The sequence below is a fragment of the Spirosoma oryzae genome (assembly GCF_003002825.1).
Taxonomy (GTDB): domain Bacteria; phylum Bacteroidota; class Bacteroidia; order Cytophagales; family Spirosomataceae; genus Spirosoma; species Spirosoma oryzae.
Genome location: NZ_PVTE01000016.1, coordinates 107,489 through 132,804, shown reverse-complemented (window position 1 = coordinate 132,804; position 25,316 = coordinate 107,489). Strand labels below are relative to the sequence as shown.

Annotated in this window: 18 protein-coding genes and 1 CRISPR repeat array (1 of these 19 cut by a window edge); of the genes, 10 read left to right on the top strand and 8 right to left on the bottom strand. The window is 52.7% G+C overall.

The window, feature by feature from the left end:
- Window positions 1–261: 261 nt before the first annotated feature.
- Both CLV58_RS18615 and rfaD read right to left on the bottom strand, forming a co-directional pair.
- Window positions 262–2,730, bottom strand: a complete 2,469-nt coding sequence (locus tag CLV58_RS18615; RefSeq protein ID WP_106139326.1) for a TonB-dependent receptor domain-containing protein — start codon at window positions 2,728–2,730, stop codon at window positions 262–264.
- 353 nt (window positions 2,731–3,083) lie between these two features.
- Complete coding sequence (gene rfaD / locus CLV58_RS18610; RefSeq protein ID WP_106139325.1) at window positions 3,084–4,049, bottom strand: ADP-glyceromanno-heptose 6-epimerase; 966 nt, start codon at window positions 4,047–4,049, stop codon at window positions 3,084–3,086.
- Window positions 4,050–4,588: 539 nt separating this feature from the next.
- On the opposite strand from rfaD, the gene CLV58_RS18605 reads away from it, so the two are divergent.
- Window positions 4,589–5,155 (top strand): Crp/Fnr family transcriptional regulator, encoded by a 567-nt coding sequence (locus CLV58_RS18605; RefSeq protein ID WP_106139324.1) that lies wholly within the window; start codon window positions 4,589–4,591, stop codon window positions 5,153–5,155.
- A gap of 18 nt (window positions 5,156–5,173) precedes the next feature.
- Here the strand turns inward: CLV58_RS18605 and CLV58_RS18600 are convergent, their stop codons facing one another.
- Window positions 5,174–5,527, bottom strand: a complete 354-nt coding sequence (locus tag CLV58_RS18600; RefSeq protein WP_146141471.1) for a hypothetical protein — start codon at window positions 5,525–5,527, stop codon at window positions 5,174–5,176.
- 669 nt (window positions 5,528–6,196) lie between these two features.
- On the opposite strand from CLV58_RS18600, the gene CLV58_RS18595 reads away from it, so the two are divergent.
- Window positions 6,197–6,613: a 6-pyruvoyl trahydropterin synthase family protein gene (locus tag CLV58_RS18595; protein ID WP_106139322.1), complete on the top strand. Its 417-nt coding sequence runs from the start codon at window positions 6,197–6,199 to the stop codon at window positions 6,611–6,613.
- 3 nt (window positions 6,614–6,616) lie between these two features.
- Window positions 6,617–7,747 carry a lipid-A-disaccharide synthase gene (lpxB, locus tag CLV58_RS18590; RefSeq protein ID WP_106139321.1) on the top strand — a complete coding sequence of 377 codons (1,131 nt, stop codon included), beginning with the start codon at window positions 6,617–6,619 and terminating at the stop codon, window positions 7,745–7,747.
- Here lpxB and CLV58_RS18585 read toward each other — a convergent pair.
- A complete protein-coding gene (locus CLV58_RS18585; RefSeq protein ID WP_106139320.1) occupies window positions 7,744–8,310 on the bottom strand; it encodes a 1-acyl-sn-glycerol-3-phosphate acyltransferase in 567 nt (188 codons plus the stop codon). The genes lpxB and CLV58_RS18585 overlap by 4 nt on opposite strands.
- Window positions 8,311–8,595: 285 nt before the next feature.
- A complete protein-coding gene (hisB, locus tag CLV58_RS18580; RefSeq protein ID WP_106139319.1) occupies window positions 8,596–9,747 on the bottom strand; it encodes a bifunctional histidinol-phosphatase/imidazoleglycerol-phosphate dehydratase HisB in 1,152 nt (383 codons plus the stop codon).
- Between the two features lie 234 nt (window positions 9,748–9,981).
- On the opposite strand from hisB, the gene CLV58_RS18575 reads away from it, so the two are divergent.
- The 4 genes from CLV58_RS18575 (at window position 9,982) to CLV58_RS18560 (ending at window position 16,519) form a co-directional block, all read left to right on the top strand.
- Entirely contained in the window at window positions 9,982–10,986 is a 1,005-nt protein-coding gene (locus CLV58_RS18575) for an NYN domain-containing protein (protein ID WP_106139318.1), read from the top strand.
- Between the two features lie 101 nt (window positions 10,987–11,087).
- Window positions 11,088–12,407: an anthranilate synthase component I family protein gene (locus tag CLV58_RS18570; protein ID WP_106139317.1), complete on the top strand. Its 1,320-nt coding sequence runs from the start codon at window positions 11,088–11,090 to the stop codon at window positions 12,405–12,407.
- 332 nt (window positions 12,408–12,739) lie between these two features.
- Entirely contained in the window at window positions 12,740–15,640 is a 2,901-nt protein-coding gene (locus CLV58_RS18565; RefSeq protein WP_106139316.1) for a TonB-dependent receptor domain-containing protein, read from the top strand.
- Between the two features lie 123 nt (window positions 15,641–15,763).
- On the top strand, window positions 15,764–16,519 hold the full coding sequence (locus tag CLV58_RS18560) for a GLPGLI family protein (RefSeq protein ID WP_106139315.1): 756 nt from the start codon (window positions 15,764–15,766) through the stop codon (window positions 16,517–16,519).
- Here CLV58_RS18560 and CLV58_RS18555 read toward each other — a convergent pair.
- Window positions 16,516–17,961 carry an aminotransferase-like domain-containing protein gene (locus tag CLV58_RS18555; RefSeq protein ID WP_106139314.1) on the bottom strand — a complete coding sequence of 482 codons (1,446 nt, stop codon included), beginning with the start codon at window positions 17,959–17,961 and terminating at the stop codon, window positions 16,516–16,518. The two genes, CLV58_RS18560 and CLV58_RS18555, sit on opposite strands and share 4 nt — an antisense overlap.
- A 178-nt stretch (window positions 17,962–18,139) precedes the next feature.
- Between CLV58_RS18555 and CLV58_RS18550 the strand changes: the two genes are divergently transcribed.
- Window positions 18,140–19,354: an aminotransferase class V-fold PLP-dependent enzyme gene (locus tag CLV58_RS18550; RefSeq protein ID WP_106139313.1), complete on the top strand. Its 1,215-nt coding sequence runs from the start codon at window positions 18,140–18,142 to the stop codon at window positions 19,352–19,354.
- A 431-nt stretch (window positions 19,355–19,785) separates the two neighbouring features.
- On the top strand, window positions 19,786–20,685 hold the full coding sequence (locus CLV58_RS18545; protein ID WP_106139335.1) for a tyrosine-type recombinase/integrase: 900 nt from the start codon (window positions 19,786–19,788) through the stop codon (window positions 20,683–20,685).
- Between the two features lie 107 nt (window positions 20,686–20,792).
- On the opposite strand, the gene CLV58_RS18540 is transcribed toward CLV58_RS18545, so the two are convergent.
- The gene (locus tag CLV58_RS18540) at window positions 20,793–21,794 is read right to left on the bottom strand and encodes a zinc-dependent alcohol dehydrogenase (protein ID WP_106139312.1); all 1,002 of its coding nucleotides are present in this window, start codon (window positions 21,792–21,794) and stop codon (window positions 20,793–20,795) included.
- A 28-nt stretch (window positions 21,795–21,822) separates the two neighbouring features.
- Window positions 21,823–23,145, bottom strand: coding sequence for an MFS transporter (locus CLV58_RS18535; protein WP_106139311.1), 1,323 nt, complete (start codon window positions 23,143–23,145; stop codon window positions 21,823–21,825).
- Window positions 23,146–23,282: 137 nt separating this feature from the next.
- Here CLV58_RS18535 and CLV58_RS18530 point away from each other — a divergent pair, with 137 nt between their 5' ends.
- Window positions 23,283–23,957, top strand: a complete 675-nt coding sequence (locus CLV58_RS18530; protein WP_106139310.1) for an EboA domain-containing protein — start codon at window positions 23,283–23,285, stop codon at window positions 23,955–23,957.
- 299 nt (window positions 23,958–24,256) lie between these two features.
- Window positions 24,257–25,316: a CRISPR direct-repeat array (repeat unit 30 nt; unit sequence CTTCTAATCGTACCTGAGTGGAATTGAAAT); it runs 4,332 nt beyond the window's last position.

Sequence of the window (25,316 nt, the reverse complement as noted above, 5' to 3'; positions counted from 1 at the left end):
AAAACGGTTGTCAGCTCGGAGGCCATGGTGCGGCTAGGGTTTATTGCCATTTTACTGAATCGAATTCCATAAACACGCTTCCCCAAACAACCTCTTAGGGGGCTGGGGGGTAAACAGGCTAGAACTTAACCGCCTTGCCCTAAAGGGGGACTTTGCTCGCAATGGGAGAAAGTCCCCTTTGGGGAATTCAGGGGTAAACGGGCCAAGGCTTACTAAACATGCCTTTTAGGTAAGTCGACAACGAGCGCTAATCAACGAGCGCTACCGGCCACCCTTGGCATCGTCGTTCGTGATCTTGCGGCTGGTTTTGCCGTTGCCTGAACTGGTCGAGCCGAATTTGTAATTGACCGTCAGCCGAAACGATTGATTGACGAACGAAAGCTGTTGCTGTGCCAGAAACGTCGTTGAATACTGGTTTTCGGTAAGGCGATTGGCCGGCGTAAATGGATTGTTGATGTTCAGCGTCAGGCTGATTTTCTTGTCCATAAACTCCTTCTTTACCGACAGGCCGTAGAAGTAAAAGGCGGAATAATCGCTCTGTAGCGAGACGCCCCCTGAAAAGACGTTTCCGTTGGCTTCCAGCGACAGGTCGTGCGGGAGTTTGTAACTGACGGTCGCGTTGGCATTGCCGATCCAGCCCCGGTTGCGCAGACTAAGGGCCCGGCTAATCAGATCGACGTACATGATGTCGGTACCGACGGTGACGTTCAGTGCCTTATTGACCTGCCATACACCATTGATGTTCACACCGTAACTGGCATTTCGACCGATGTTTTGTGGCCCCATCAGTCCCACGCCCTGCGGATCGACGGTGGTCAGGTATTCAATCGAATTGTTGGTTTGCCGCCAGTACAAGGCTGCATTCAGCGATGAACCTTCCTTGTTGAACGTACTGTACGATAGTTCGGTCGCGTGGGTAAGTTCGGGGTTTAGGTAGGGATTACCCGTCCGCACGTTCTTCGCGTCGGTGTAATCACGGTACGGATTGAGGTACCAAACCAGCGGGCGCGAAATGCGCTGGGTATAACTTAGCTTGACCGTGTGGCTCTCGCCGAGCGTTTTTGCCAGCGTAACGCTCGGAATCAGGTTGCTATAGCCGGTACTGAACGAGGTATTCGTGCTGGGAAAGTCGCCCATGATGCTCGTATGCTCCAGACGCGCTCCTGCCGTCAGGTTCCACTTACTCTTTGTCTCCAGCTTCAGCGATACATAGGCTGCCGTTACCTGCTGCCTGTACGTAAACTGATTCGACCGGGTTGGATCAATGGTATAGTCGGCTTCGCGTCCGGTTAGCGCCGATTCGATGGTATAATCGCTGCCGATGTCGCGCCGGATGGTTTTCGCGCCTACTTCCAGTTTGGCCGTCGTCGTATCGCGCCAGCGGAGTTTGAACGGGTGGCTATAATCCGTTTGCAGCGTGTATTCCTTGTTCCGGCTGTAGTTGGTTGCCCGTTCCAGATAGTTCGTCGTTTCAGAGCCGGGAGGTGTCTGCCGTATCGTGTAGAAATAGTTGTCGGGCATACGGCTGTATTGCGCCAGCACAGCGAACTCACGACCCGGTTGTTTGAAGGTGCGCGTCCAGCCCAGGTTAAATTCGGTGTTGCCGAACGGGTTGCGGTGGCGAATGTCGCGGTTGTATTCCTGTACGACGGCCCCCTGCGTATCGGTCTGTAGTGTATATAGTTGCGAATTGGTTGGAAAGTTACCGCCCCAGCCGGCTGTCGACAGACTGATCCGGTTGAGTGAATCGGGATCATAATCAAGGCTTACCGTCCCGTTACCCGACAGACTGACATTATCCTGATTGCTGCGTTGCAGGAGCACACCAGCGGGTTGCCCATCGACCAGCGTCGTACGAGTCGTAGTCGAACTGGCGATGTTTCGGTACTGATTGCCGCTAAGCTGCACGTTGAGTCCCAGCTTTTCGCCTTTGGTTGTCAGGTTAAGGCCCAGACCCCGGTTCAGGTTACCGCCGGTCGCGTTGATGGAGCCGTTGGTGCCGGTGATCGCTTTCTTGGTGATGATGTTGATCACACCCGCCGACCCTTCAGCATCGTATTTCGCCCCCGGACTGGTGATGACTTCGACGCTTTTGATACTGCTGGCGGGCATTTGCTTCAGGGCATCGGCCAGGTTCCGGGCCATGATGCTGGACGGTTTTCCATTGACCAGCACTTTGATGTTGCTGCTGCCGCGCATCTTCAGATTGCCGTCCAGGTCCACCGACAGCATCGGCACTTTACGCATCACGTCGATAGCGGTTCCGCCCGTGTTCGCGATGTCGTTTTCCGCGTTGTATACCAGTCGATCGCCTTTGTCCTCAACCAGTGCTTTCTGGGCAACCACGTTTACGGCTCCCAGCGTTTTGGCGTCGGTCTGTAACAAAATGGTGCCTACGTCTGCCGATTGACCAGCCTGAATCTGAATGCCCGATCGCAGTGTGGTTCGGTAGCCTACGAACGATACCGACAGCGTGTAGGAGCCGGGCGTGGTGCTACCCAGGCTAAAACGCCCCTGCTCGTCGGTAGTTGTACCGGTAGTAGCTACTCGCTTGTCCGTCAGCAGGGCTACCGTTGCAAAGGCGACCGGCTTGCGCGAAACGGAGTCGAGCACGATACCGCTCAGAACGGTGCCACTGCCGATCGAGGTAGAGGTAGCCCCGCCCGACTGTGACCGCGCAGGATTTATAAATAGTGTGGATAGCAGGAATAGCCAGAAAACGTGTTTCATGCCTGAAATAAGAACATCGACGTGTTGATCGTGGCCGTAAAAGTACAGGCGGTATCCGACGCGGATTGCCGGTCGGCTGTTAACGTTTCTTAAAGCCGTCTGTTAAGAATTGTTAAGCTGTGCGCATTCTGGTTAATCGCTGAACGAAAGCAGGAGCAGGCATGGCCAATAGCAGCGCTTTGCCATTCCGAGCCGGCAGCCCGGTCGGCAATCTTTGCATATTACCGAAGGTTCCCCGTAGGCGCGGAATGACAAAAGAGAACTGTAATAAATGGCGTAACCCGTTTACTGACAGTAGAAGTACGGCCGGCAAACGGGTTGCGAAAATGAAGACTATGAAGAAAGTAAAGTGTCTACAGATAGTTGCTGTCTTTCAGATAATGACCTACGTAATCAGCGATGCCTTCTTCGAGTGAACAGAAGGGACGATCGTAACCAATCGACCGGAGCTTGGCCATATTGGCCTGCGTGAAATACTGATACTTGTCGCGGATGTCGGCGGGCGTATCGACGAAGCCGATGTTCGGTTCAAGGCCCAAGGCGCGGAACGTGTTGGTCGCCAGGTCGAGGAAGGTGCGGGCCTTGCCGCTGCCCAGGTTGTAGATACCGGAGTTGCGCCGGTGATGCATCAGGAATAAACAAACGTCGACAACGTCTTTCACGTAAACGAAGTCACGCATTTGCTCGCCATCGGCATAGTCGGGGTTGTGTGAGCGGAACAGATTCATTTTGCCCGTTTTCTGAATCTGATTGACCGTATGGAAAATCACGGAGGCCATGCGGTCTTTGTGGTATTCGTTGGGGCCGTATACGTTGAAGAATTTAAGACCCGCCCAGAAAAACGGCTTACGTTCCTGCTCCAGCGCCCAGATATCGAACTGATTCTTCGATTCGCCGTAGGGGTTCAGCGGTTTCAGTTGGGGAATTTGCGACTCGTTGTCGTCGTAACCCAGCTCACCCAATCCATACGTCGCGGCCGACGAGGCATAAACAAGCGGGATCTGATACTCGATACAACGTTCCCAGATGCGTTTGGAATACGCCAGATTCAGGTGCTCCAGTACGTCCCAGTCGAACTCGGTCGTGTCGGTACGGGCTCCGATGTGAAAGATGAATTCGACTTCCTGGTAATTCTGATCGAGCCAGTCGAAGAACACCTCCCGGTCGACCCGTTCCTGAATACGCTTACCTACCAGGTTCTTTTCTTTACGAGGATCGGAAAAATTATCGACGGCTACAATGAAATTGAAATTTTCCTGATTCAGTCGGCTGATCAAACAGCTCCCGATAAAACCGGCTGCCCCCGTAACGATAATCATAAAGTAGCGTTGTATGCGTGTTAATTACTTTAAGCTGGTATAAATCAGGATAAAGCAAAAAAAGAGTCCGTAAAGGTACGTGTTCGTACACATACAAAAGAATAGGCAATTTTTTGATTAAATTGGATTATTTTACTGTGAACAATTGCGGAACCGACGTTGCGTAGTGCAATGCGCAAGCCTTCCGACTGTGGCTTATCATGGTTGTGTTAAGCCAATTAACCGGAGACGATACCGCAACGATGGGTAGTGGTGTGTTCACACGCTTTAGTAACTTGTCGAAAGGCTGGGCGTCTATCTTCGCCAGACGCTGCCTGCGGAAGCACGGCAGACCACGCCATCGTCCCGATGAGTCGCGCCCATGTAGGCCGTGTGTAACGGCTACAGCATGCAGTCAATAAGCTGACGAATGCCATATTCGCGTTTGCCGTAATGTGGCTGACACAACGTTGACTCCGGTGTTCGGGTCGCTGCCAACACGATTTTAGTCAGCATTCTGCTTTTGGGGCTGTATAAAATAAGCTTGAAACGTTATCAAAATGGAGAAGTTATTCCAAGTTATTGCAAGTATAATCGTACTCAATGCTGAACTCGTAGATTGTTTGCGTAAAAAGGTGTATAGGCAGGAGGTGAAAAAGGGAAACTATATTTTGGACCCGAGTAAAGTTTCGGACAAGATGTTTTTCGTTGAATCAGGACTTATACGAGGTTTTTACATCAAGGAAGGCAAAGACATTACGACTGGTTTCATGAGAGAAGGAGATTTTGCACTTTCTCCGATAAGCTTTTTTGGGAACATGCCGCCATTCGAATATTTAGAAACGGTAGAGGATTGTGTTTTTTACGTTATAAATCGAGAAAACTTACACTATATATACGATAATTTTGCTGAATTCAATAAAGTAGGCCGGTTTTTGGTCGAAGACTATTACGTTAGGTCAGAAACCAGAACCCACTTTATTAGGATGAATACAGGCGAAGAAAAGTATAAATTCTTTTTGAAAAACTATTCCTATGTAGTCAATAGGATCAGTAATCAGCACATAGCTTCTTTTATAGGCGTGACACCAGAAACATTGAGTAGAATCAGGGCTAAGAAGAGATAGACAATTGCAATTAGTTGACTACCATAGCCCATCTCTTTTTTCATCCAGTTTGCATCTGAGCGAACCGTCACTTGCTCCATAAGTTGCTGCAAACTGATGCATAGCTTTATGGAGTTCGTCTGGCGAGATTTCCAGATAGGGTTGCCTCCATTTCTCATTGAGCAGATAATCACCCCACCGCCAGAATCTCCAGGGTTCTATTTTTTGAAGTCTATGCAATGTGTGGTTTCCATTTAACCGGATGTAATCCTGGTAGCAACTGTTACTTGATAAATCTGCTAAACTACCTTCGTGTACAAATTTTAAATCAGAGGTAATATACGTATATTCCATTGAGCCTGAAACTATAGCATCACCACTTATCAGCAGCATAAAAAAATGCAAAGGAGGTAAATTGCATAGCACAACGAACAAAAGGATCGCTAGGATTACTTTAGTGGCTCTCATTTTATTTGGCTTTTAGTGTTTAGTAAGAATTACTGAATGACTTGCGTGCAAAAATAAAGGGCATAGAATATGCAGTGGCTGAAGGAATAATTAGTTGCCTTTTTCGCTCAGCTTTGTCTGGAAATTACAGGATAGTTTATCGAGCAAGGCGGCCACAAGCCTATTTATGAAAGCACATAGAAAATAGCTCTTCTAAGTAAGGACATTCTCATTCAATGGTAAAGTTTTGTATTCGGTTAGAGCATTACCAGTGGAGAAATGACGGTCTAGCAATTTGCTGATAGTATTTGTGTCTGATTTGCTAGCAAAGCAACTGTACAAATTATCATTATTTATTGATATATGTCAATAAATAACGGTGGCTAATAACACGGCGATAGTAAACTTGCAGTTGGTTGTGTAGTGCTATCGATTCGCTAAGAAGTCTGTATCTTAAGGTTCACTAGTTATAGACAGCAACGGGAGCGACAGCACACTATCCGCTGATGATGCTACAGACTGCATTACGGATAAACATCGTCCGGGGGAAGTTTGTATCTTTGCGGTTTGTTTCACAAGGGCGTTTCTGGCAACCGCCTTATCTAAACCAGAGCAATGGTCTATATCAATCGAATCGAGCACTTTAACGCGGCTCACCGGCTCTACAATCCGAACTGGTCGGAGGAAAAAAACAAGGAAGTTTTTGGCCCCTGCGCCAATATCAACTGGCACGGGCATAACTTCGAACTGATCGTAACCGTCAAGGGCGAACCCGATCCTGATACGGGTTTCGTGATCGATCTGAAAGTACTTGGCGACATCATTAAACGCGAAGTGATCGAAAAGGTCGACCACAAAAACCTGAATCTTGATGTCGAGTTCATGCGGGGTAAAATGGCGTCCTGCGAAATCTTCATCATGGAGATCTGGAAGATTCTGGAGCGGGCCCTGCGCGATGTTAGTGAAGCACATTTGCATCAGCTGCGGCTCTACGAAACGCCCAAAAACTTCGTTGACTATTACGGGGAATAACCCATGACGTATTACCTGATTGCGGGCGAACGCTCGGGCGATTTACACGGTGCCAATCTGATCCGGTCGATCCGGCAGCACGACCCGCAGGCTCAGTTCCGGGCCTATGGGGGCGAACAGATGGAAACCGCCGGGGCAACGCTTGTTCGGCACTACCGCGAAATGGCCTTTATGGGCTTTGTGGAAGTGGCCCGTAATCTGGGTACAATTCGCCGAATCATGCGCGAATGTCAGGCCGACCTGCTGGCGCACCGCCCCGACGTGCTGATTCTGATCGACTACTCGGGCTTTAACCTGCGCGTGGCCAGGTTTGCCAAAGCGCACGGCATTCGGGTGTTTTATTACATCGCGCCGAAGGTATGGGCCTGGAATCCCAGCCGGGCGAATAAGATCAAGGCGTCGGTCGACCGCCTTTTTACAATCCTGCCTTTCGAGACTGAATTCTTCGCTCAATACGATTATAAGGTCGATTACGTAGGTAATCCATTGCTCGACGCGCTCGTTCAGTTTCAGCCCGCCCCGCAGTTTCTGACGAAGATCGCTGGTATCACTAAATCTGGTCTGGATCGACCCATCATCGCGTTGCTACCCGGTAGTCGTCGGCAGGAGATTCTGGGGATGCTGCCGACGATGCTGTCGGCTACGCGCCATTTCCCGGACTACCGGTTTGTCGTTGGAACAGTCAGTAATCTGCCGACGAGTCTGTACGATGAACTGCTGCGTAATTACCCCGACGTGGGCCGTGTAAACGATGCTGCTTACGATCTGCTGACGGTGGCGACGGCGGCCTTGGTAACATCGGGGACGGCAACCCTCGAAACGGCGCTGTTTACCGTACCGCAGGTGGTGTGCTACAAAGCGTCGAAGTTGTTTTATGCGATAGCCAAACGGGCGATGTCGGTGCGGTTTATCTCGCTCGTCAACCTGATTGCCGATCGGGAAGTCGTAAAAGAATTGATACAGGATTTTCGGGAAGATACCGTTGTGAGCGAATTGCGGGCTATCCTGCCGGGCGGCAGTCGACGGGCCGATCAGCTAGCCGGATACGCGGAGGTACGGCAGCGCATGGGCGAACCCGGTGCGTCGGAGCGGGCGGGGGCACTGATGGTACAGGCGCTACAGCACCAGCTCTAGTCGATAATACCCGTTTTCTCCCAGCGCAGCAGCCAGTCTTTCTTTTTGCCGTGAACCTGCGCGAAAAACTGGTAAAAGGGCAGCATATCCCGCTGATAATCACCCGTAACGTAGAGGGGTTCGCTGAGCAGGACGAGTTTGCGGGGCCAGTCAAAGCCAACCAGAATAAGTGGTACGTTGGCTTTCAGGGCAATGTAGTAGAAGCCCGTTTTCAGTTTGTCGACGTTGGCGCGGGTGCCTTCGGGTGTGATGCAGATATGCAGCCGGTCGCTCTCGTTAAAAACCCGGACCGTTGCATCGACGAGATTGGTCGATTTGTCACGGTAGACCGGCTTACCTCCGAGCAGACGAAAAAGCCAGCCCGAATACCAGGTAAAAAGCGAACTCTTGGCGAGGTACTGAATCCAGATACCGATCGTCGGGCGAATGCCCAGGCCGATGGGGAAATCCCAATTGGTCGTGTGGGGAGCGACCACCCAAATTGCTTTGGGTACTGTCGGCACCGGCCCCTGAATGCGCCAGCCCCACAATCTGAATAGCCACCGAGTCAGGGCACCGAGCATAAAAAACGGTTTTCGGTTTACAGTTTATGGTGTTCGGTCAATACCGGTCGTGTGACGGACTGCGCCACCGTGACCACCGTAAACTGTAAACCGAAAACCGCGTACAGATTTAATACTTCCGGTCTTTGCGCTCCAGCCACTTGCCGGTCATGAACGCAGCGATTAACAGAACCGCGTAGAACAGAAGGGTCAATGGGGTTGATAAATCCATGTCAGTGCTCGATTGAAGATGCCGCAAAAGTACGACGGAAAAGCCTTGTCACAAAGTCTTGGTACAAAGCCTTGTTATAAAACACCTTTCGTGCTCGGCAGATTGTCGAGTTCGTGAATGTCGCGCCGAACGGCCATCTTGATCGCCTTGGCAAAGGCTTTGAAAATTGCTTCGATCTTGTGGTGCTCGTTGTCGCCTTCTACTTTGACGTTCAGGTTACACTGCGCCGTATCGGAAAACGACTTGAAAAAATGATGGAACAGTTCGGTTGGCATGTCGCCGACTTTCTCCCGTCGGAAGTCTGCTTCCCATACCAGCCAGGGCCGGCCCGAGAAGTCGATGGCGACCTGCGCCAGCGCGTCGTCCATTGGTAGCAGATACCCATAGCGGCTGATGCCTTTCTTGTCGCCAAGCGCCCTGCGGTAGGCTTCACCGAGTGCCAGTGCCGTGTCTTCGATGGTGTGGTGCTCGTCGATATGCAGATCACCCTGCACGCGGATGGTCAGGTCGGAGCCCGAATGTTTGGCCACCTGATCGAGCATGTGATCGAAAAAGCCAAGCCCCGTTTTGATGTCGGCCTTACCGGTACCGTCGAGGTTCAGATCGACCCGAATCTGGGTTTCTTTCGTGTTCCGCTCAACGGTAGTGGTACGGGCGGGAAGGCGCAGGAAGGTGTGAATCTCGTGCCAGTCGTTGGTGGTCAAGGCAATAGCCTGCTGCATGGCGTCGGTTTGCTGCGTAATGTCGGCCATTTGCACCGATGCCAGTCCGCCGGGGGGGAGAAACAGAATGGCTTTAGCCCCCAGATTGACGGCTAATTGTACGTCGGTCAGCCGGTCGCCGATGACGTAACTGTTAGCGAGATCGTATTTGGTGCTGTCGAAGTACTCGGTCAGCATGCCCGTTCCCGGTTTACGCGTGGTGCTGTTTTGATGCGGAAAATGACGGTCGATGTGAACGGCGTCGAACTGAACGCGTTCCCCTTCGAAAGCAGCCATCATTTTGTTATGGGCGGGCCAGAAGGTTTCCTCGGGGAAAGCGTCGGTGCCGAGTCCGTCCTGATTGGTGACCATCACCAGCTTGTAGTCGGTATCGAGGGCGATTTGCCGCATGGCCGACAGCGCGCCGGGAATGTAGTCGAGCTTGGCCAGTGAATCGACCTGCTGATCGGGTTGCGGTTCGACGATCAGGGTTCCGTCACGGTCGATAAATAATAGTCTTTGCATAAAAAAGCAGCGGTAGAAGCCGCAAAGATACCGGCCCGGCGTGATTGCTTCTAAAAAAGGTGTAGTTTTGCCGCACGACACGTAGTTAAATCAGTTCGCTGATTCGGGAATTACATACCGATCAACCTTCTATAACGTAGTATATCCACCCTCTTTTAGTATACCGTACGCGATTTATCCCGATATAATTACCACGTCTATTTAGTTAGCTTACCATTTACACAAACAGTATATATGCAGTCAGTGTCATCCCGACTGACCCGAATAGGGGTCTTTTATGACGGTAACTATTTTCTTCACGTAAGTAATTATTATAACTATTCCCACGAACGACGCAGTCGGATCAGCATCTCGGGTCTGCATGCGTTTATTCGGCAGCAGGTAGCGGAGCTCGAAGGCGTTAACGAACGACTTTGCCAGATTGTCGATGCCCATTACTTCCGGGGCCGGCTCAACGCGCACGAAGCCAATCAGCGGGGTAATCAGCTGTTCTACGATCGACTGTTCGACGACATCCTGATGTCGGAAGGGGTAGTAACGCATTACCTGCCCGTCAAGACGTACCAGGGATACCGGCAGGAAAAAGGCATCGACGTATGGCTGGCGCTCGAAGCCTTCGAACTGGCGCTGTACAAGAAGTTCGACGTCGTTGTGCTGATTACGTCCGACGGTGATTACGTTCCGCTGATTCGTAAACTAAATACGGTTGGTTCGCGGATTATGGTCCTGAGCTGGGACTTCGAATTCGAAAACGAACAGGGCGAACGGCAGGTAACGCGCACGTCGCAGGATCTGCTCGAAGAGGTGTCGTATCCGGTGGCGATGCATGCCCTGATCGATGACCGTACCCGTCGGAACGATACGATTATTCAAAACCTGTTTGTCAAGCAGGGACGGCCGACGTTTACGCCGGCTATTGCCAGTAGCAGTAGTAGCACTAGTTTCGTTAGTAGTGAAAATTCGTACGCGGCCAATTTTGAAGACGAAGACGAACCAAACTACAACCTGATCGATCGGCCCGACGATGATCCGACCGGCCGTAAAATCAGTACGATTCGCAGTTTGAAATCAGGTTACGGCTTCATCAACTACCCGCCCAACAACCTGTTTTTCCACTATACCAGTCTGATCGACACTGACTTTGATGAACTACACGTCGATGATGAGGTGGAGTTCACAATTGGTCAGAATGCCGAAGGAAAAGATATCGCTATCGACGTATCGCTGGTAAGAAGTTAGTTCTGTCGGTATACGGTTTTCGGTTTATAGTATTCAGAATACGGTGGGTCGTTTCCTGTGTTCCATCCAGTAGTAGGTCATCGGCTACTGCACACTAGTTTATGTCACCCGAAAACCGAGAACTGACACCCGAAAACAGTACACCGTACACCGATCTGTTCTGGCAACGAGCTATAGCCTGGGCTATGGCACTTCCGCAGAACGACGGCTTCGTCGCGCTGTTGAACAACAATCATATCGCGTATCCAAACGATCCGTTTCCCAACCGACTCTTTGTTGGTGCGAAACGGGTCGTTTCTGTTTTTGATGGGGCTACTGAGTCAGACGCGTTCGAGCAACTGCGGCTGGCGCAGGCTGAGCGTCCGTCATACTGGGTCGGGTATTTTGGCTACGACCTGAAAAATCAGTTGGAGACCTTAGGCAGTCGACAGGCCAACCGACTCGGCTTCCCGGATGCGTTCTTTGCCGAACCCCGCTGGATCATCGATTACCAGGACGGCGTAGCTACACTGACGGGGGAAGGCGATACGGAGACGTTGCTGGCCGAGTTACTAGCGTATCCAGTACCGGATACGCAGCCGATTATTCCGCAGTCGGTGCATTGCCGGGTAACATCCGACGCGTATAAAGCTACCGTCCGGCAAATTCAGCAGGCGATTCGTGAAGGTGAGGTATATGAACTGAATTACTGTGTCGAGTTTTTTATCGAGCAGGCCCGGCTCGAACCGGAAGCCGTCTACTGGGCGTTGAACGAGCGCTCACCCATGCCGTTCTCTGCTTTTCTGCGCTTGGGCGACCGCTATCTGATGGGTGCATCGCCGGAACGGTTTATCCGAAAAGACGGGATGAAACTGACGTCTCAACCCATTAAAGGTACCATCCGCCGGGGGCAGACGATTGATGAGGATGCGCAGCTTCGGGCACAGCTGCTTGGTTCGGAAAAAGAACGGGCTGAGAATCTGATGATCGTTGACCTGGTGCGAAACGACCTGGCGCGGTCGGCCGAAACGGGTTCGGTACGGGTCGATGAACTGTTTGGCATCTACGGGTTTCGCCACGTGTTTCAGATGATTTCGACTATATCGGCCACGCTCCGTTCAGATTGTACGTGGACTGATGCCATCCGTAACGCCTTCCCGATGGGCAGCATGACCGGTGCGCCCAAGATTCGGTCGATGGTCCTGATCGACGAGCTGGAAAGTAGCCGGCGGGGGCTGTATTCGGGGGCTTTGGGCTACATCACGCCCGGCAACGATTTCGATTTCAGCGTCGTAATCCGGTCGCTGCTTTACGATAGTGAGCGGCAATACGCATCGTTTTCAGTGGGCAGTGCCATCACCTACGATGCCGATCCGGAACAGGAATGGGCCGAGTGTTTGCTAAAAGCCCGTGCGATCCGTAGCCTGCTGGAAGGACGCTAACTGTCTCCGGCGGCATCCTGGTGTCGAGCCGCTAACAAAGCATACCGGATCAGCGTTCGGCTACCACAGCAGGGATACTGTCTCAGATAGAACATACCGTTTAATCAATACAGCTGAAATATCGGCGGGCTGCGTATGGATTTAAGCCTGTTTTAGTCTCACTTTAAGTGATCCGTGCAACGGTTTGGTGCTTTGTCGACTCATTGGCAATGGGTTAAACCGCTCACGAAATAACATACTATAAAAATAGTTAAAATACGTTAAGACGGTGTCAGGCCGTTGCCGGTCGGATTATCTTGCCACAGTTCCAGTCAACCTTCACTCTATCTCTCATGAGAAACCTTTTTCTGTTGGGGGCATTATGCCTGCTGACGACGGTGTTACATGCCCAAACACCGACCCGCTTTACATTGCAGGGTCGAGCCGTCGATACGCTGAACAACGCATTGCCGTCATCCACGGTCATGCTATTGAGTCCCAAAGATTCGTCGATGGTCAATTTCGGACGAACCGATGACAAGGGGGCGTTCACCTTCAAAAACCTGCGCGCTGGCAGCTACATCCTGAAGGTCACCTTCGTGGGCTATATCCCCTACAATGCGTTGATTAAAAATGGCGACGAAGCCGTACTCGACCTGGGCGGGCTGAAGCTGAAACCCATCACGCGGGAACTGATGGAAGTCGTTGTCCGGACGGCGAAAGCGCCCCTGACCATTAAAGGTGATACCATCGAATACAATGCCGCTTCGTTTAAAGTACCACCCGGCTCAACAGTTGAAGATCTGTTGCGAAAATTACCGGGCGTACAGATCGATCAGGACGGCAACATCCGGGCGCAGGGGCAGGCCGTTAATAAAGTAACGGTCGACGGGAAGCAGTTCTTCGGTAGCGATCCGAAGCTGGCTACCAAGAACTTACAGGCCGATGCCATCACGAAAGTGCAGGTGTTCAACGACAAAACGGAGCAGGCTAAGCTGACGGGGATCGACGACGGGAAGAAAGAGAAAACCGTCAACCTCCAACTCAAGGATGAATTTAAGAAAGGCGGCTTCGGTAAACTGACCGCCGGGGCCGGACCAGCCTCGAACAACGTTTCGACCCGTTACGACGTGCGGGGGAACTACAACAAGTTCGACAGCAAGCGGCAGTTGTCGGCAGTCCTGCTGGGTAACAATACCAATCAGGGCGGCTTATCCTGGAACGACTACCAGGATTTTCGGGGTAGCAACTCGTTCAACTGGAACGATGATGCTGATTTCGGCTTTAGTGGCTCGGGTCGATACATCACCTTTGGCGACGATAACGAGAGCCTGAGCATTCCGATCAGTGGGGGCGATAACCGGGGCTTCACACGTAACCTGGCCGGTGGTGTCAACTACAACTACGACACGAAGAAGACCAAGCTCAGTACCAGTTATTTCTTCAATCAGACCATACAGGATTTAGCCACGCTGCGAAAACAGGATCGTTCGCTACCTGGTGCAACACAACTTATTACGCGGGATTCCAGTATTCAGCTTAACCGGAATGCCAACCATCGCATCAGCCTGCGCTTCGAGAAGCAGCTCGATACGATGCAGACGCTGGTCGTGATCAGTAACGGTCGGGTAGGCATCGGTAACACAAATCTGGCCAGCTTCCAGCGCATTAACCAGAGCATTAGTAAGAGTCCTGAGCAATTGTATTCGACCAGTAATACCACAAATGGTACACAGGCTAACCAGTTTGCGCTGGCGAATACGGCGCTGTATCGGCTGAAATTCAAAAAGAAAGGTCGCAGTTTTGCCGCCAGTGCTACCTACCAGCTTACGAACAACGACGCCGATCTACTGCTGAAATCGCGGAATGATTTTTATCAGGCGACGACGGTTAACGATATGTTTCGTAACCTCCGCAATCTGAATCAGGATCAGAATACCAGCCTGCTCAGCAACCAGTATAAAGCCAATTTACTGTACGTTGAACCGTTTGCCAAGAAATTTTACTGGGAAACGTTCTACAATTTCAGCCTGCGCTTCGACGAGGTTGAACGGGGCGTATTCAACCTCGATGATTCTCGACGGCGGGTTGATTCGCTGAGTCTGTACTACAAAAACAACTATACCTACAATCGACTGGGAAGCAGTGTCCGGTATTCATATAAGGGGCTGAACTTATCCGCAGGTCTGGCCGGGCAAAGCTTTGTGCTCGATGGTAAATACAATCGGGATCGGTCGCAGGAGTTGATCCCAATCCGGCGCACCTACAATACGCTGATTCCGAATATTGGCCTTAATTACGATCTGAAAAACAACAAGTATCTGTATGGTAGCTACACGGTAGGTGTGCAGATTCCGTCGTCGCGCGATCTACAGCCGGTGCGCACGATTACTAATCCACTCTATGTTACGACGGGTAATCCCAACCTGTTGCCGGGCCTGAATAAGGAGGTACAGGTCGGTTTTAGTTACTTTAACCCCGGTAGTTTCATCAATTTCTGGTCGAACGTGTTCACATCGTGGAACGACAACCAGATCGTATACGGGCAGAGTGTTGATACGGAAACATTGATTACAACGACATCGCCCGAAAACATCTCGGGTGGGCGCTCTACGGGTGGCTACCTGAACTTTGGTTTTCCGTTAAAGAAAACCAAGGCAACCCTGAATCTGAACGGACAGTTCAGTGCCGGCCGTAGCTTTACGCCAATCCGGCAAACGCGGCTTGTCGGCGGTGTAACCGAAGTGGTACCGGGTACCGATATTTTGAATCAGACGCAGAACCAGAATATCAACGGTGGGGCCCGGCTTGAACTGACACCCAAAGACTGGATTACCTTCTACGGTAACGCTAATGTCAACATTACGAACGCTCGCTATTCGGTCAATGTGGGGCAGAATCAGACGATCTACACCTACACGTACCGGGGCGATCTGAACCTGAAATTTCCGAAGGATATCTACCTCAACACAACGTTCAATTACCGCTCATACATCAATGATCAACTGGGCTTCCGCCAGCAGGTACCGATACTGAATACGTCGCTGTACCACATCATTGGTAAGGCCAAGCGGGCAGAGGTACGGCTGTCGGCCTATGATCTCCTGAATCGTAACGTGTTTGTCAGTCAGTATAACGGGCAGAACTATATTCAGACCGAAAGTATTCAGACACTGGCTCGCCACTTTTTACTTAGCTTCACCTACAACATGCGGGGTGTAACGGCCAAGATGCGCCGTCAGGATTTTTATTGATCGTGTAACCCAGACGTCCACGTCTGGAGGCCGTCAGGCCAACTGCTTCAGGCGGCAGCTTTGTTAGCCTGGCGGCTACCAGACGTGGACGTCTGGGCTACATATCAAAACCGTATACCGACTATGTATCGACTACTTATTGGCTTGCTACTGCTGAGCCTGCCGTCGCTGGTGATGGCGCAAAAAACCGAAGGCGTGGTGGAATACCGCCGAATTACGCACTGGAGCAAGATTTACACCCGGATGACTTACCTGAGTCAGGAGCAGAAAGACCGGATTATGCTGCGGAGTAAAAACTGGGAAGAAGACAATAAGGGCGAGAAAATGAAACTGCTCTTTACGCCCACCCAAAGTCTGTATACCTATTCTGGTGACGCGTCGGAAAGTGAAGATGCGGGTTACTCGTGGCGGCAGAGTGAATTAATTATGACGCGTAACTTCGAGAAGGAACGTCAGATGGACATTATGGAGATGCTGGGCAAGGTCTACATTGTCGACGATTCGCTACGGACACCAACCTGGAAAATTGGTAATCAAATCAAGGAAGTAGCCGGCTACATCTGTATGAAAGCCGAAACGACGGACCCCATCAAGAATCAGACGATAACGGCCTGGTTTGCGCAGGATATTCCTGTGTCAGCGGGTCCCGAGCGGGTAAGCGGCCTGCCAGGGCTGATTCTGGAATTGGACCTCAACGATGGTGATGTTGAAATCATTGCGCAGAGCGTAACGCTTCGCCCCGTCACGGCCGAGGAACTGAAACTACCCAAGACCAAAGGCAAGAAAATTACTGAGGCTGACTACAACGCAATGGTTAAGAAGAAAATCGCCGAGAGCATCGCTGCCCATGAGAATCCATATTGGAGCATCCGGTACTAACGCACCCCGACACTGTACCGGCTGACGAGTTGCCCGATCTGTTGCAAACCCGTTTCGACGCGCTGATCGTAGGGCATGCCGTAGCTGAGTCGCAGACAGTTGGCATACTGCGGCTGGAGCGAAAACAGAGGCCCCGGCATGATGCTGATTTTCTGCGTTAACAAGTCTTCACAAAGCGACACCGTGTCAATAGCGGGGTCAAGTTCGAGCCACAGGGAGAAGCTTCCCTGTGGCTCGCTTATTCTGGTACCAACTGGAAACGACGCCCGGATGGTTTGCTGATACCGCAGGCAGTTGCTTTTCAGCGTCTGTCGCAGGCGGTGCAGGTGTAGTTCGTAGCGATCGTTGGCCAGAAAATGCGCGATCGCCTGTTGCGTAATCCCCGGCGAAACACCCGCCTGAAAGCGCTTGAGTTGCAGCAGGGCGTCGTAGTAGCGGCCGGGGGCTACCCAGCCAACCCGGTAGCCCGGTGCCAGCGTTTTGCTGAACGAACCGCACCACAGTACCAGCCCCTGTCGATCGTAGAATTTGCAGGGCACCGGCCGATGCGGGGCGTAGTGCAGGTCGCCGTACAAATCGTCTTCAATGAGCGGCACCTGATACGTTTCCAGCAGACGCACCAGTTGCTGCTTACCAGCATCGGTCATGCAGCTACCCAGTGGATTGCTGAAGTTGGTGACGAAGAGACAGGCCTGCACCCGACCCGCCTTTAGATGCTCGTCCAGTGCTAGCAGGTCGATCCCGGTCAGTGGGTCCGTTGGTAGTTCCAGCACCTGTAGTCCAAGCGACAGAACCGTTTGCAGAATACCGAAGTACGCCGGGCTTTCGACCGCTATGGTATCGCCCGGCTTCGTCACCGCTTTCAGGCAAAGCGTCAGGGCTGCTGTGCATCCTTCCGTCGTGATTAGCTCGTCTGCCGTCAGGTTGCCGCCCCAGAACATGGTGTAGCGGGCAATCTGCTGGCGTAGCGCCAGGTTGCCGGGGATGGCATCGTAGCCAATTCCCGCGTTCGGCATGGTGCGCAGCGCCTGTTGTAGCGCCTTATTCAGTTTCTGAATCGGAATCAGGCTGGGAGCCGGGACGTTCATCGAAAATGGTAGCCAGTCGGGCTGGTTTTGCAGCGCGATAAGCCGGAGCAGAAGCGAATCCCGGGCGGGAACGTCGGGCTGCTGCGGATTAGCCGTGGGCTGAGACCGGTTCGGCAACGCATCCTGCCGGCGGGCACGGCTCCGCGCGTAGTAACCTGACTGCGGACGGGCTTCGACCAGCCCTTCGGCTTCCAGACAATAGTACGCCTGCTGTACGGTGTTGATACTGACCCGAAGCTCCCGACTCAGCGTACGGACAGACGGTAGTTTGACATCGTCATCCAGTTGTCCAAGTCGCAGTTTATCGCCGAGCTGCCGGGCAATGGTCTGGTATTTAGGCGTTCGACTCGTCATGACTTCGGGCTGTTAGCAACGGAAAAACGTAAAAGTAGCTGTGTGAACTGTGCTATACCAGACGCACAGCAGGTAATAGAGAATCGTACAGTTTGTTGGGCAGACAGAAAAGCTGTACGGCTTGAAAAAGGCGGGAGTGTATCTGGCGGATCGTGAAAAAACGGCCGTCTTTTGCCCTATGCAAACAAACCAATTCGTACCCATCGATAAGGAAACCGTCCGGAACGATACGCCCGGTCTGGCTACTTCTACGCTATTCATGAACAGTGCTGGCGCGTCGCTGATGCCCCGCTCCGTCATAACGGCCATGCAGGATTACCTGCAACTGGAAACGCAGGTAGGCGGCTACGAAGCCGAACGACTGCGGGCCGACCATATGGCGCAACTGTATGGCGAAGCCGCCAGACTGATCAACGCCCGGCCTAATAACATCGCGTTTTCGTACAGCACGACGGCCGCGTACATGCAGGCGCTGTCGGCCATTCCGTTTCGATCCGGCGATGTCATTCTGACCACGACTAATGACTACATTTCCAATCAGCTCGCATTTCTAAGCCTGCAACAGCGATTGGGTATCCGGCTCATTCGCATTCACGATCTCGATAACGGCGATCTCGATCTGATGCATCTGGAGCAGTTGATTCAGCAGCATCGGCCGGTGCTGGTTGCGATTACGCATATTCCGACCAACTCCGGGCTGGTACAACCGGCTGAAGCAATCGGGGCCATCTGTAGTCGGTACGACTGCTGGTATTTGCTCGATGCGGCCCAGTCGGTAGGCCAATTGCCGCTCGACGTCGATCGGATTCAGGCCGATTTTCTGGTAGCTACCGGGCGTAAGTTTCTGCGGGGACCGCGCAACACCGGGTTTCTCTACGTGTCGGACAACGTGCTTGATACAGGGCTAACACCGCTTTTCATCGATCGTCAGGGGGCTGACTGGACCGGTTCCGATACGTTTGCTATACGGGTGGATGCACGACGGTTCGAGCCGCAGGAAAAGTCGTTGTCTGTTGTTGGGTTAGTGGAGGCCGTACGGTACGCCAATCAGCTGGGTATCGAGGCTATCGGGCAGGCGAATCAGGGGCTGATGCATCGGTTACGAACGGGCCTTGGTCAGATCGACGGGCTTGACCTGACGGATTGGGGCTCAGTACAAAGCAACATCCTGACGTTCCACTCAACGCGTCAGTCGCTGGCGACGCTGGAAGCGGCCCTCCGGCAGGGCGGGGTTCTGTTTACGGTGCAGCATAAACAGGGCGCGATCATCGATTTTACCCGAAAAGGAATTGACTGGATCATCCGGCTGTCTCCGCATTATTTCAACACGGAAGCGGAAATCGACGCGGTCATCGAACTAGTTGACCAGGCGATGACTGGGAGATCAGTGTAACGCTTCGATTGACGATATACCCGCCCTCTAGGAGGTTGTTTGGGGAAGGCATTGACCATGTAAAAGAGTCTTTTTGTCATCCCGAGCCTGCGAGGGATCTTCGGTAGAAGCAAACAAAACCGCCAGTTACCGAAGATTCCTCCTGCGTCGGAATGACAAAAAATGTGATTTTACGCCCCAGAAATTGCTCTCCAAACAACCCCTGAAGGGGGGAGAAAGTCGCCGATAGATTTCTCCTCCTTCAGGCCGGGCCGACGTTTCGGGGCGGGGGCAAACAGGCCAGTACTGAACAGCCCTACCCTGTATGCGTTAGAGCGGTCGGGTGCTGCCGGGTAGGGTACTATCCCTGGTTAACGCGAGTAGTAACCGTTTGCGTAGTCAGACCAGAAACCGTTGGTTCCGTCGTACATTCGCTTACCAATCGCATGACCGTGAATCAGACCGACGACTTCCTGAAGCATATCCGTTTCGAAAAACGACTAAGCCAGCATACGCTGACGGCCTACACGGGCGACATGGCGCAGTTTAGCCAGTTTCTCACGACGGAATGCAAGGTCGAGCAACCCGAGCAGGCGGATTTCCGGCATATCCGCTCGTGGATTGTCAGTCTGGTTGAGGGTGGGATGGATAAGTCGTCGGTGAACCGGAAGATCGCTACACTGCGCGCATTTTTCGGCTATCTCCTGCGTCGGAAAGTAGTTGCCGTCGATCCGATGACGAAGATTCAGGCGTTGAAAATGTCGCGTAAACTACCCGTTTACGTTGAGGAAAAGCCGATGGGAACGCTGCTCGACGAGGTCGAATTTCCCGATACGTTTGAAGGCCTGCGTGATAAGCTGGTGATTGAACTGCTCTACGGTACCGGCATCCGGCTCAGTGAACTGACCGGGCTAAAATCGACGGACGTCAACCTGTATAACCGGACAATCACGGTGCTGGGAAAGCGTAACAAACATCGCCTGATTCCGCTAACACAGTCGCTGTTCGAGCTGATTCAACAGTACATTCAGTACAAGGAACGTGAATTCAACGGACAGGCCGACAACGCGGTACTGATCGTAAGCGATAAAGGGATCGGGGCTTACCCGATGCTGATTCAGCGCATTGTTAAAAAGCACCTGTCGGTCGTGACGACGCTGGAAAAGAAGAGCCCGCACGTGCTGCGTCATACCTTCGCAACCCATCTGCTCAACCGGGGGGGCGACCTCAACGCAATCAAGGATTTGCTGGGTCACTCCAGTCTGGCTGCCACGCAGATTTATACGCATACCAGTCTGGAACAACTAAAGAAAACATACGATCAGGCGCATCCCAAAGCAAAGAAAGAGTAGGTGACAGGGCGCTACTTTGGCAACCTTCGCCAGCAGGACAAAGGAAGGCAGTGGTGTCAGGTTCGTAACCTGACACCACTGAAAAAGAAGCTATTCACGCTGACCAGCTAGCCGGAGAACTCGATAATCAGCTTGCTTTCGGTACCGGATGCGGCTGTGTCGAACGCTTCCTGTAACTGGCCCAGCGGATAGTAGCCCGAAATGATTGTAGACGGACGAATGACCCGCCGTTGAATTAGGTCGATGGTCCGTCGGAAATCGGTAGGGTGCTGATAAATAAGCGACGGTAGTAGGGTAATGCCTTCGCGGGCTATCCGGAGTGGGGTGAAGGTCGCGGCCTGTTCCGACAGCCCCACCAGCACAATCTCCGAACCGCGTGGTGCGGCCGCCGTTACCAGCGAGGCCGTTCCCGCCGAGCCCGCACACTCGAAGACGGCCACAACCTCGTGTGCTTCCCAGATCGCGTTCAGCGTCGGCGCATCGCCCTGTGCGGCAATTGCCCCTTCGTCTACCGCCTTCTGTCGCTTTGCTTCGTTAAGTTCACTGACCAGTACCCGGTACCCCAGGCGAAGCGCCAGATGGTTGAGCAGCAGTCCGATAGCGCCCAGGCCGACAATTGCAATCGTATCGCCCGGCCGGGCCGACGATGCCGACAGCGCATGAACGCTCACTGCCATTGGCTCGACACAAACGGCATCCTGCGCACTGACGTCGTCGGGAACGGGCCAGCTAAACGCGGCCGGTACGCAGATGTATTCGGCGAAGCAGCCGTTTTCGGTCAGGCCGATTACCCGTTTGTTCGGGCAGATGTTCCCCCGTCCACACCGGCAGAAGCGGCACTGCCCACACGGAATATTCGGCTCGATAACGACACGTTCGCCCAGTGACCGATCCGCAACGCCTTCGCCCAGTTTGTCGACAACGCCATAGCCTTCGTGCCCAATGACGGTAGGCCGACTGAGTGGTCGGTGGCCCAGAAACAAGTGAACGTCGGACCCGCAGATACCGACATTCAGGAGTCGAACCCGTATTTCGCCCGGCATCGGTTCCGGCATGGGTATGTCGCGGGCAACCAGTTGGCGGGGTTTTTCCAAAAAGACAGCATTCATAGAAACGGCTGGACGGGCCAGTTTTCGGTTATAATTTCCCGGACCGGAGCGCCCAGATACAGCCTCCCATGACCAGCAGGGGAATGGAGAACAGTACAAAGAGCGGCCCGATCGTCAGGCCACCGTCGGCGAGGTAACCAAACAACAACGGGCCTAAAATAGCGCCCAGCCGACCAATGCCAACGGTATAGCCCACACCCGTGGCCCGAACGGAGGCACTGTACAGCCGCGACAGCGTGGGCCAGATACCGTTGAAGCCACCTTGCACAAAGAAGCCGATCAGTAGCACCAGACTGAAAATCAGCACTGGTGTCAGCGTCGAAAAGGCATACACCTGCATGATGGCAAAGGCGATCAGCATAAAGGTCAGGATCGTTGGCCGTAGCCCAAACCGGCTGCCCAGTGCTCCGATTGCCGTTGAGCCTAGGGCCGCGCCGATGTTCAGCATGATCCCGACGCCGGTTGCCTGTTCGAACGGTAGGCCGGCGTCTTTGGCAATGGTGGGTACCCAGCTCATCAGCGTATACAGCGTCAGAAAGCCGAAAAAAGCGGCCACCCAGATGACTAGCGTATTGCGTTTGTAGGCCGGACTAAACAGTACCGAAGCCCCTGGGCGACGTGTTTCCGGCTGCATCAGGGGCAGCGCTGTCAGGGCCGGGACAGTCATCCGGTTGAGCAGTCTGTTGACGGCCGACAGGGAGTTTTCGTGTCGGTTGTTTAGCATGAACTCCAGCGAATCGGTCATGAAAAAAAAGACCAGCAGCCACATGAGTACCGCCAGGCCACCGGCAACCAGAAACGCACTGTGCCAGCCGTAGTCAGGAATGTATTTCGCGCAGAACAGACCCGTCAGGATAGCCCCGATGGGCCAGCCAGCCTGCACCAGTCCGACGTTGAAATCCTGATACTTCCGGTTCGAGAATTCAGCGGCCGTAGCCGCCATCGTGGGCAGAATTCCGCCAATGCCCAGCCCGGTCAGAAAACGCAGGGCCAGCATCAGGCTATAGAGCCGACAGATACCGACCCCCAGCATGCCCAGCGCAATCATCGCGACGGACAGCAGAAAGATCGTTCGTCGGCCCCAGCGGTCGGCGAGGGGGGCAATCAGAAAGCAGCCCAGTGTCATACCGGCCAGCCCGGCGCTGAACACGTAGCCCATTTCGGCTTTCGACAGCTGCCACTCGGCCATGATTGCGGTACTCGAAAACGATACGATCAGGACGTCGATACCGTCGTTGAAATTCAGGATAAAGCAGATGCCGACCATCAGCCACTGAAACCCCGACATGGGTCGGTGGCTCAGATCGGTTGGTTGGGTGGTTGGTGTTGTGTGTAGTACGGGGGAAGCCATTTGTCGAAAAGGTGGACACTACAGGCGAAGCGGACCAGGCCAGCTTTCTACCTGTTTTTCGACCTGCTCACCGGCCAGGTTGCGTCACTGCCGATCCGTCGATTGACAAAGTCAAAAATAGTGGCAAAGTTTGTCGTATGACTATTCTCGCGATGAGCCAGACGCTGCTTTACCTGCTCGAACAGCAGCCCGATTCGGCCGCTGCCGTTCAGTACCTGCGGCAACAGACCGATCAGTTCCAGATTGACCCTAGACCTGCCCAGTTTTACCGTGTCTTCACCGCCATGCCCCGCTACGTCGGCAGACAGCTAATCGACTTGCCACCCGATATGGCGTTTGCTATCGAGCGTATTCGGCCCGGCTTCTCCGTAGCGGGCTGGACACGCGACCGGCTGGCGCGGGTGTGGTGGCTGCTGCAACTACCGGCCGACGATGAGGAGCGCTACGTCAGCACCATCACGCAGTTGTTCAAAGGCGCAGAACTCAACGAACTGGTCGCGCTTTATTCGGCCCTGCCCGTACTGTCGTATCCCGAGCGGTGGCGATTTCTGGCAACCGAGGGTATTCGAAACAACATCGCGGATGTGCAGTCGGCCATTATGCTGCACAACCCGTACCCCGCCGAACAGTTCGACGAAGCCGCCTGGAATCAGCTTATCCTGAAAGCCTTTTTCACCGACAAAGACATTACGCAAATTACTGGTCTGCACGACCGTAACAACGACCGTCTAAGGCAGACACTGACCGACTACGCAGCCGAGCGTCGGGCCGCCGGACGCACCTTGCCACCCCACATGGAGGAATTGCTATAGACAGCGTACAATCCGTCGGTGAACGATACGTAACTAACAGATTGTGACGATATAGTAACGGTAAATCGATGTGGTTTTCGGTCGATAAATCGCGTCGATCGGATAAACCATCGTTCTTTGACAAACGGATAGTAACTGCACACAGCGGCCCAGGAAGCGTAACGCGCTGATTATAAGCCGTCGTCGATCGCCGGGGTTTTTCGTATGATTACCGGTCGACGCTTTTTAGCGCAAGCTGCCGGATTGGAAAAATGGGCTGACAGCCTTGAAACCACCCTTTCTGTTCCCTAACTTAACGGCTTCTAATCGTACCTGAGTGGAATTGAAATAAGCCCGAAAACTCCGCGTTGTCCAGTGCCGTCCGCCTTCTAATCGTACCTGAGTGGAATTGAAATGATGATACTGCCACCCGTCGGCTGCGCCAGCGCCTTCTAATCGTACCTGAGTGGAATTGAAATTGGCTACACTCATTCGCGAAGAGACGGTTACAGCCCTTCTAATCGTACCTGAGTGGAATTGAAATATCAGACACTGCTGACGATTATCGACGCGCCGAAGGGCTTCTAATCGTACCTGAGTGGAATTGAAATGCATGAAGCGAACAAGAACATACCGGTTACCGTACGCTTCTAATCGTACCTGAGTGGAATTGAAATATGGGCAGGCCCGTGCTGTCCACGTTTGCTAAGTCCCTTCTAATCGTACCTGAGTGGAATTGAAATTAGATTGATTCGAGATGTAACCGGCTTAGCCAGCCACTTCTAATCGTACCTGAGTGGAATTGAAATTCGTTCACTACAGCCTTTGCCGCAAACAAATCCTGCCTTCTAATCGTACCTGAGTGGAATTGAAATACGTAGTTTGCAGTTTGCCGACCGTTTTTGGGTTCAGCTTCTAATCGTACCTGAGTGGAATTGAAATAAGACCTAAAGGATCGCGACAAGAAGGGCAACCCGACTTCTAATCGTACCTGAGTGGAATTGAAATCGTTTTGACTCGCCGGGAAGCAGTACAAACTCAAACCTTCTAATCGTACCTGAGTGGAATTGAAATTGAAGCGCAACGCGTCGGCAGCGGCACCGAAGCCGCTTCTAATCGTACCTGAGTGGAATTGAAATTTTTTGGATGGACTGGTAAGGAAGATGCAAAAGGTCCTTCTAATCGTACCTGAGTGGAATTGAAATTGCTAGTGCAGGCGTCGCGCCGTAGGCAGTACCAGCTTCTAATCGTACCTGAGTGGAATTGAAATCATAGTCTTCCAATCGATCAACGGCTGCGTCAGACCTTCTAATCGTACCTGAGTGGAATTGAAATGTTCATGTAGGCGTATTCGTTGCCGGTGATCGTGCCCCTTCTAAT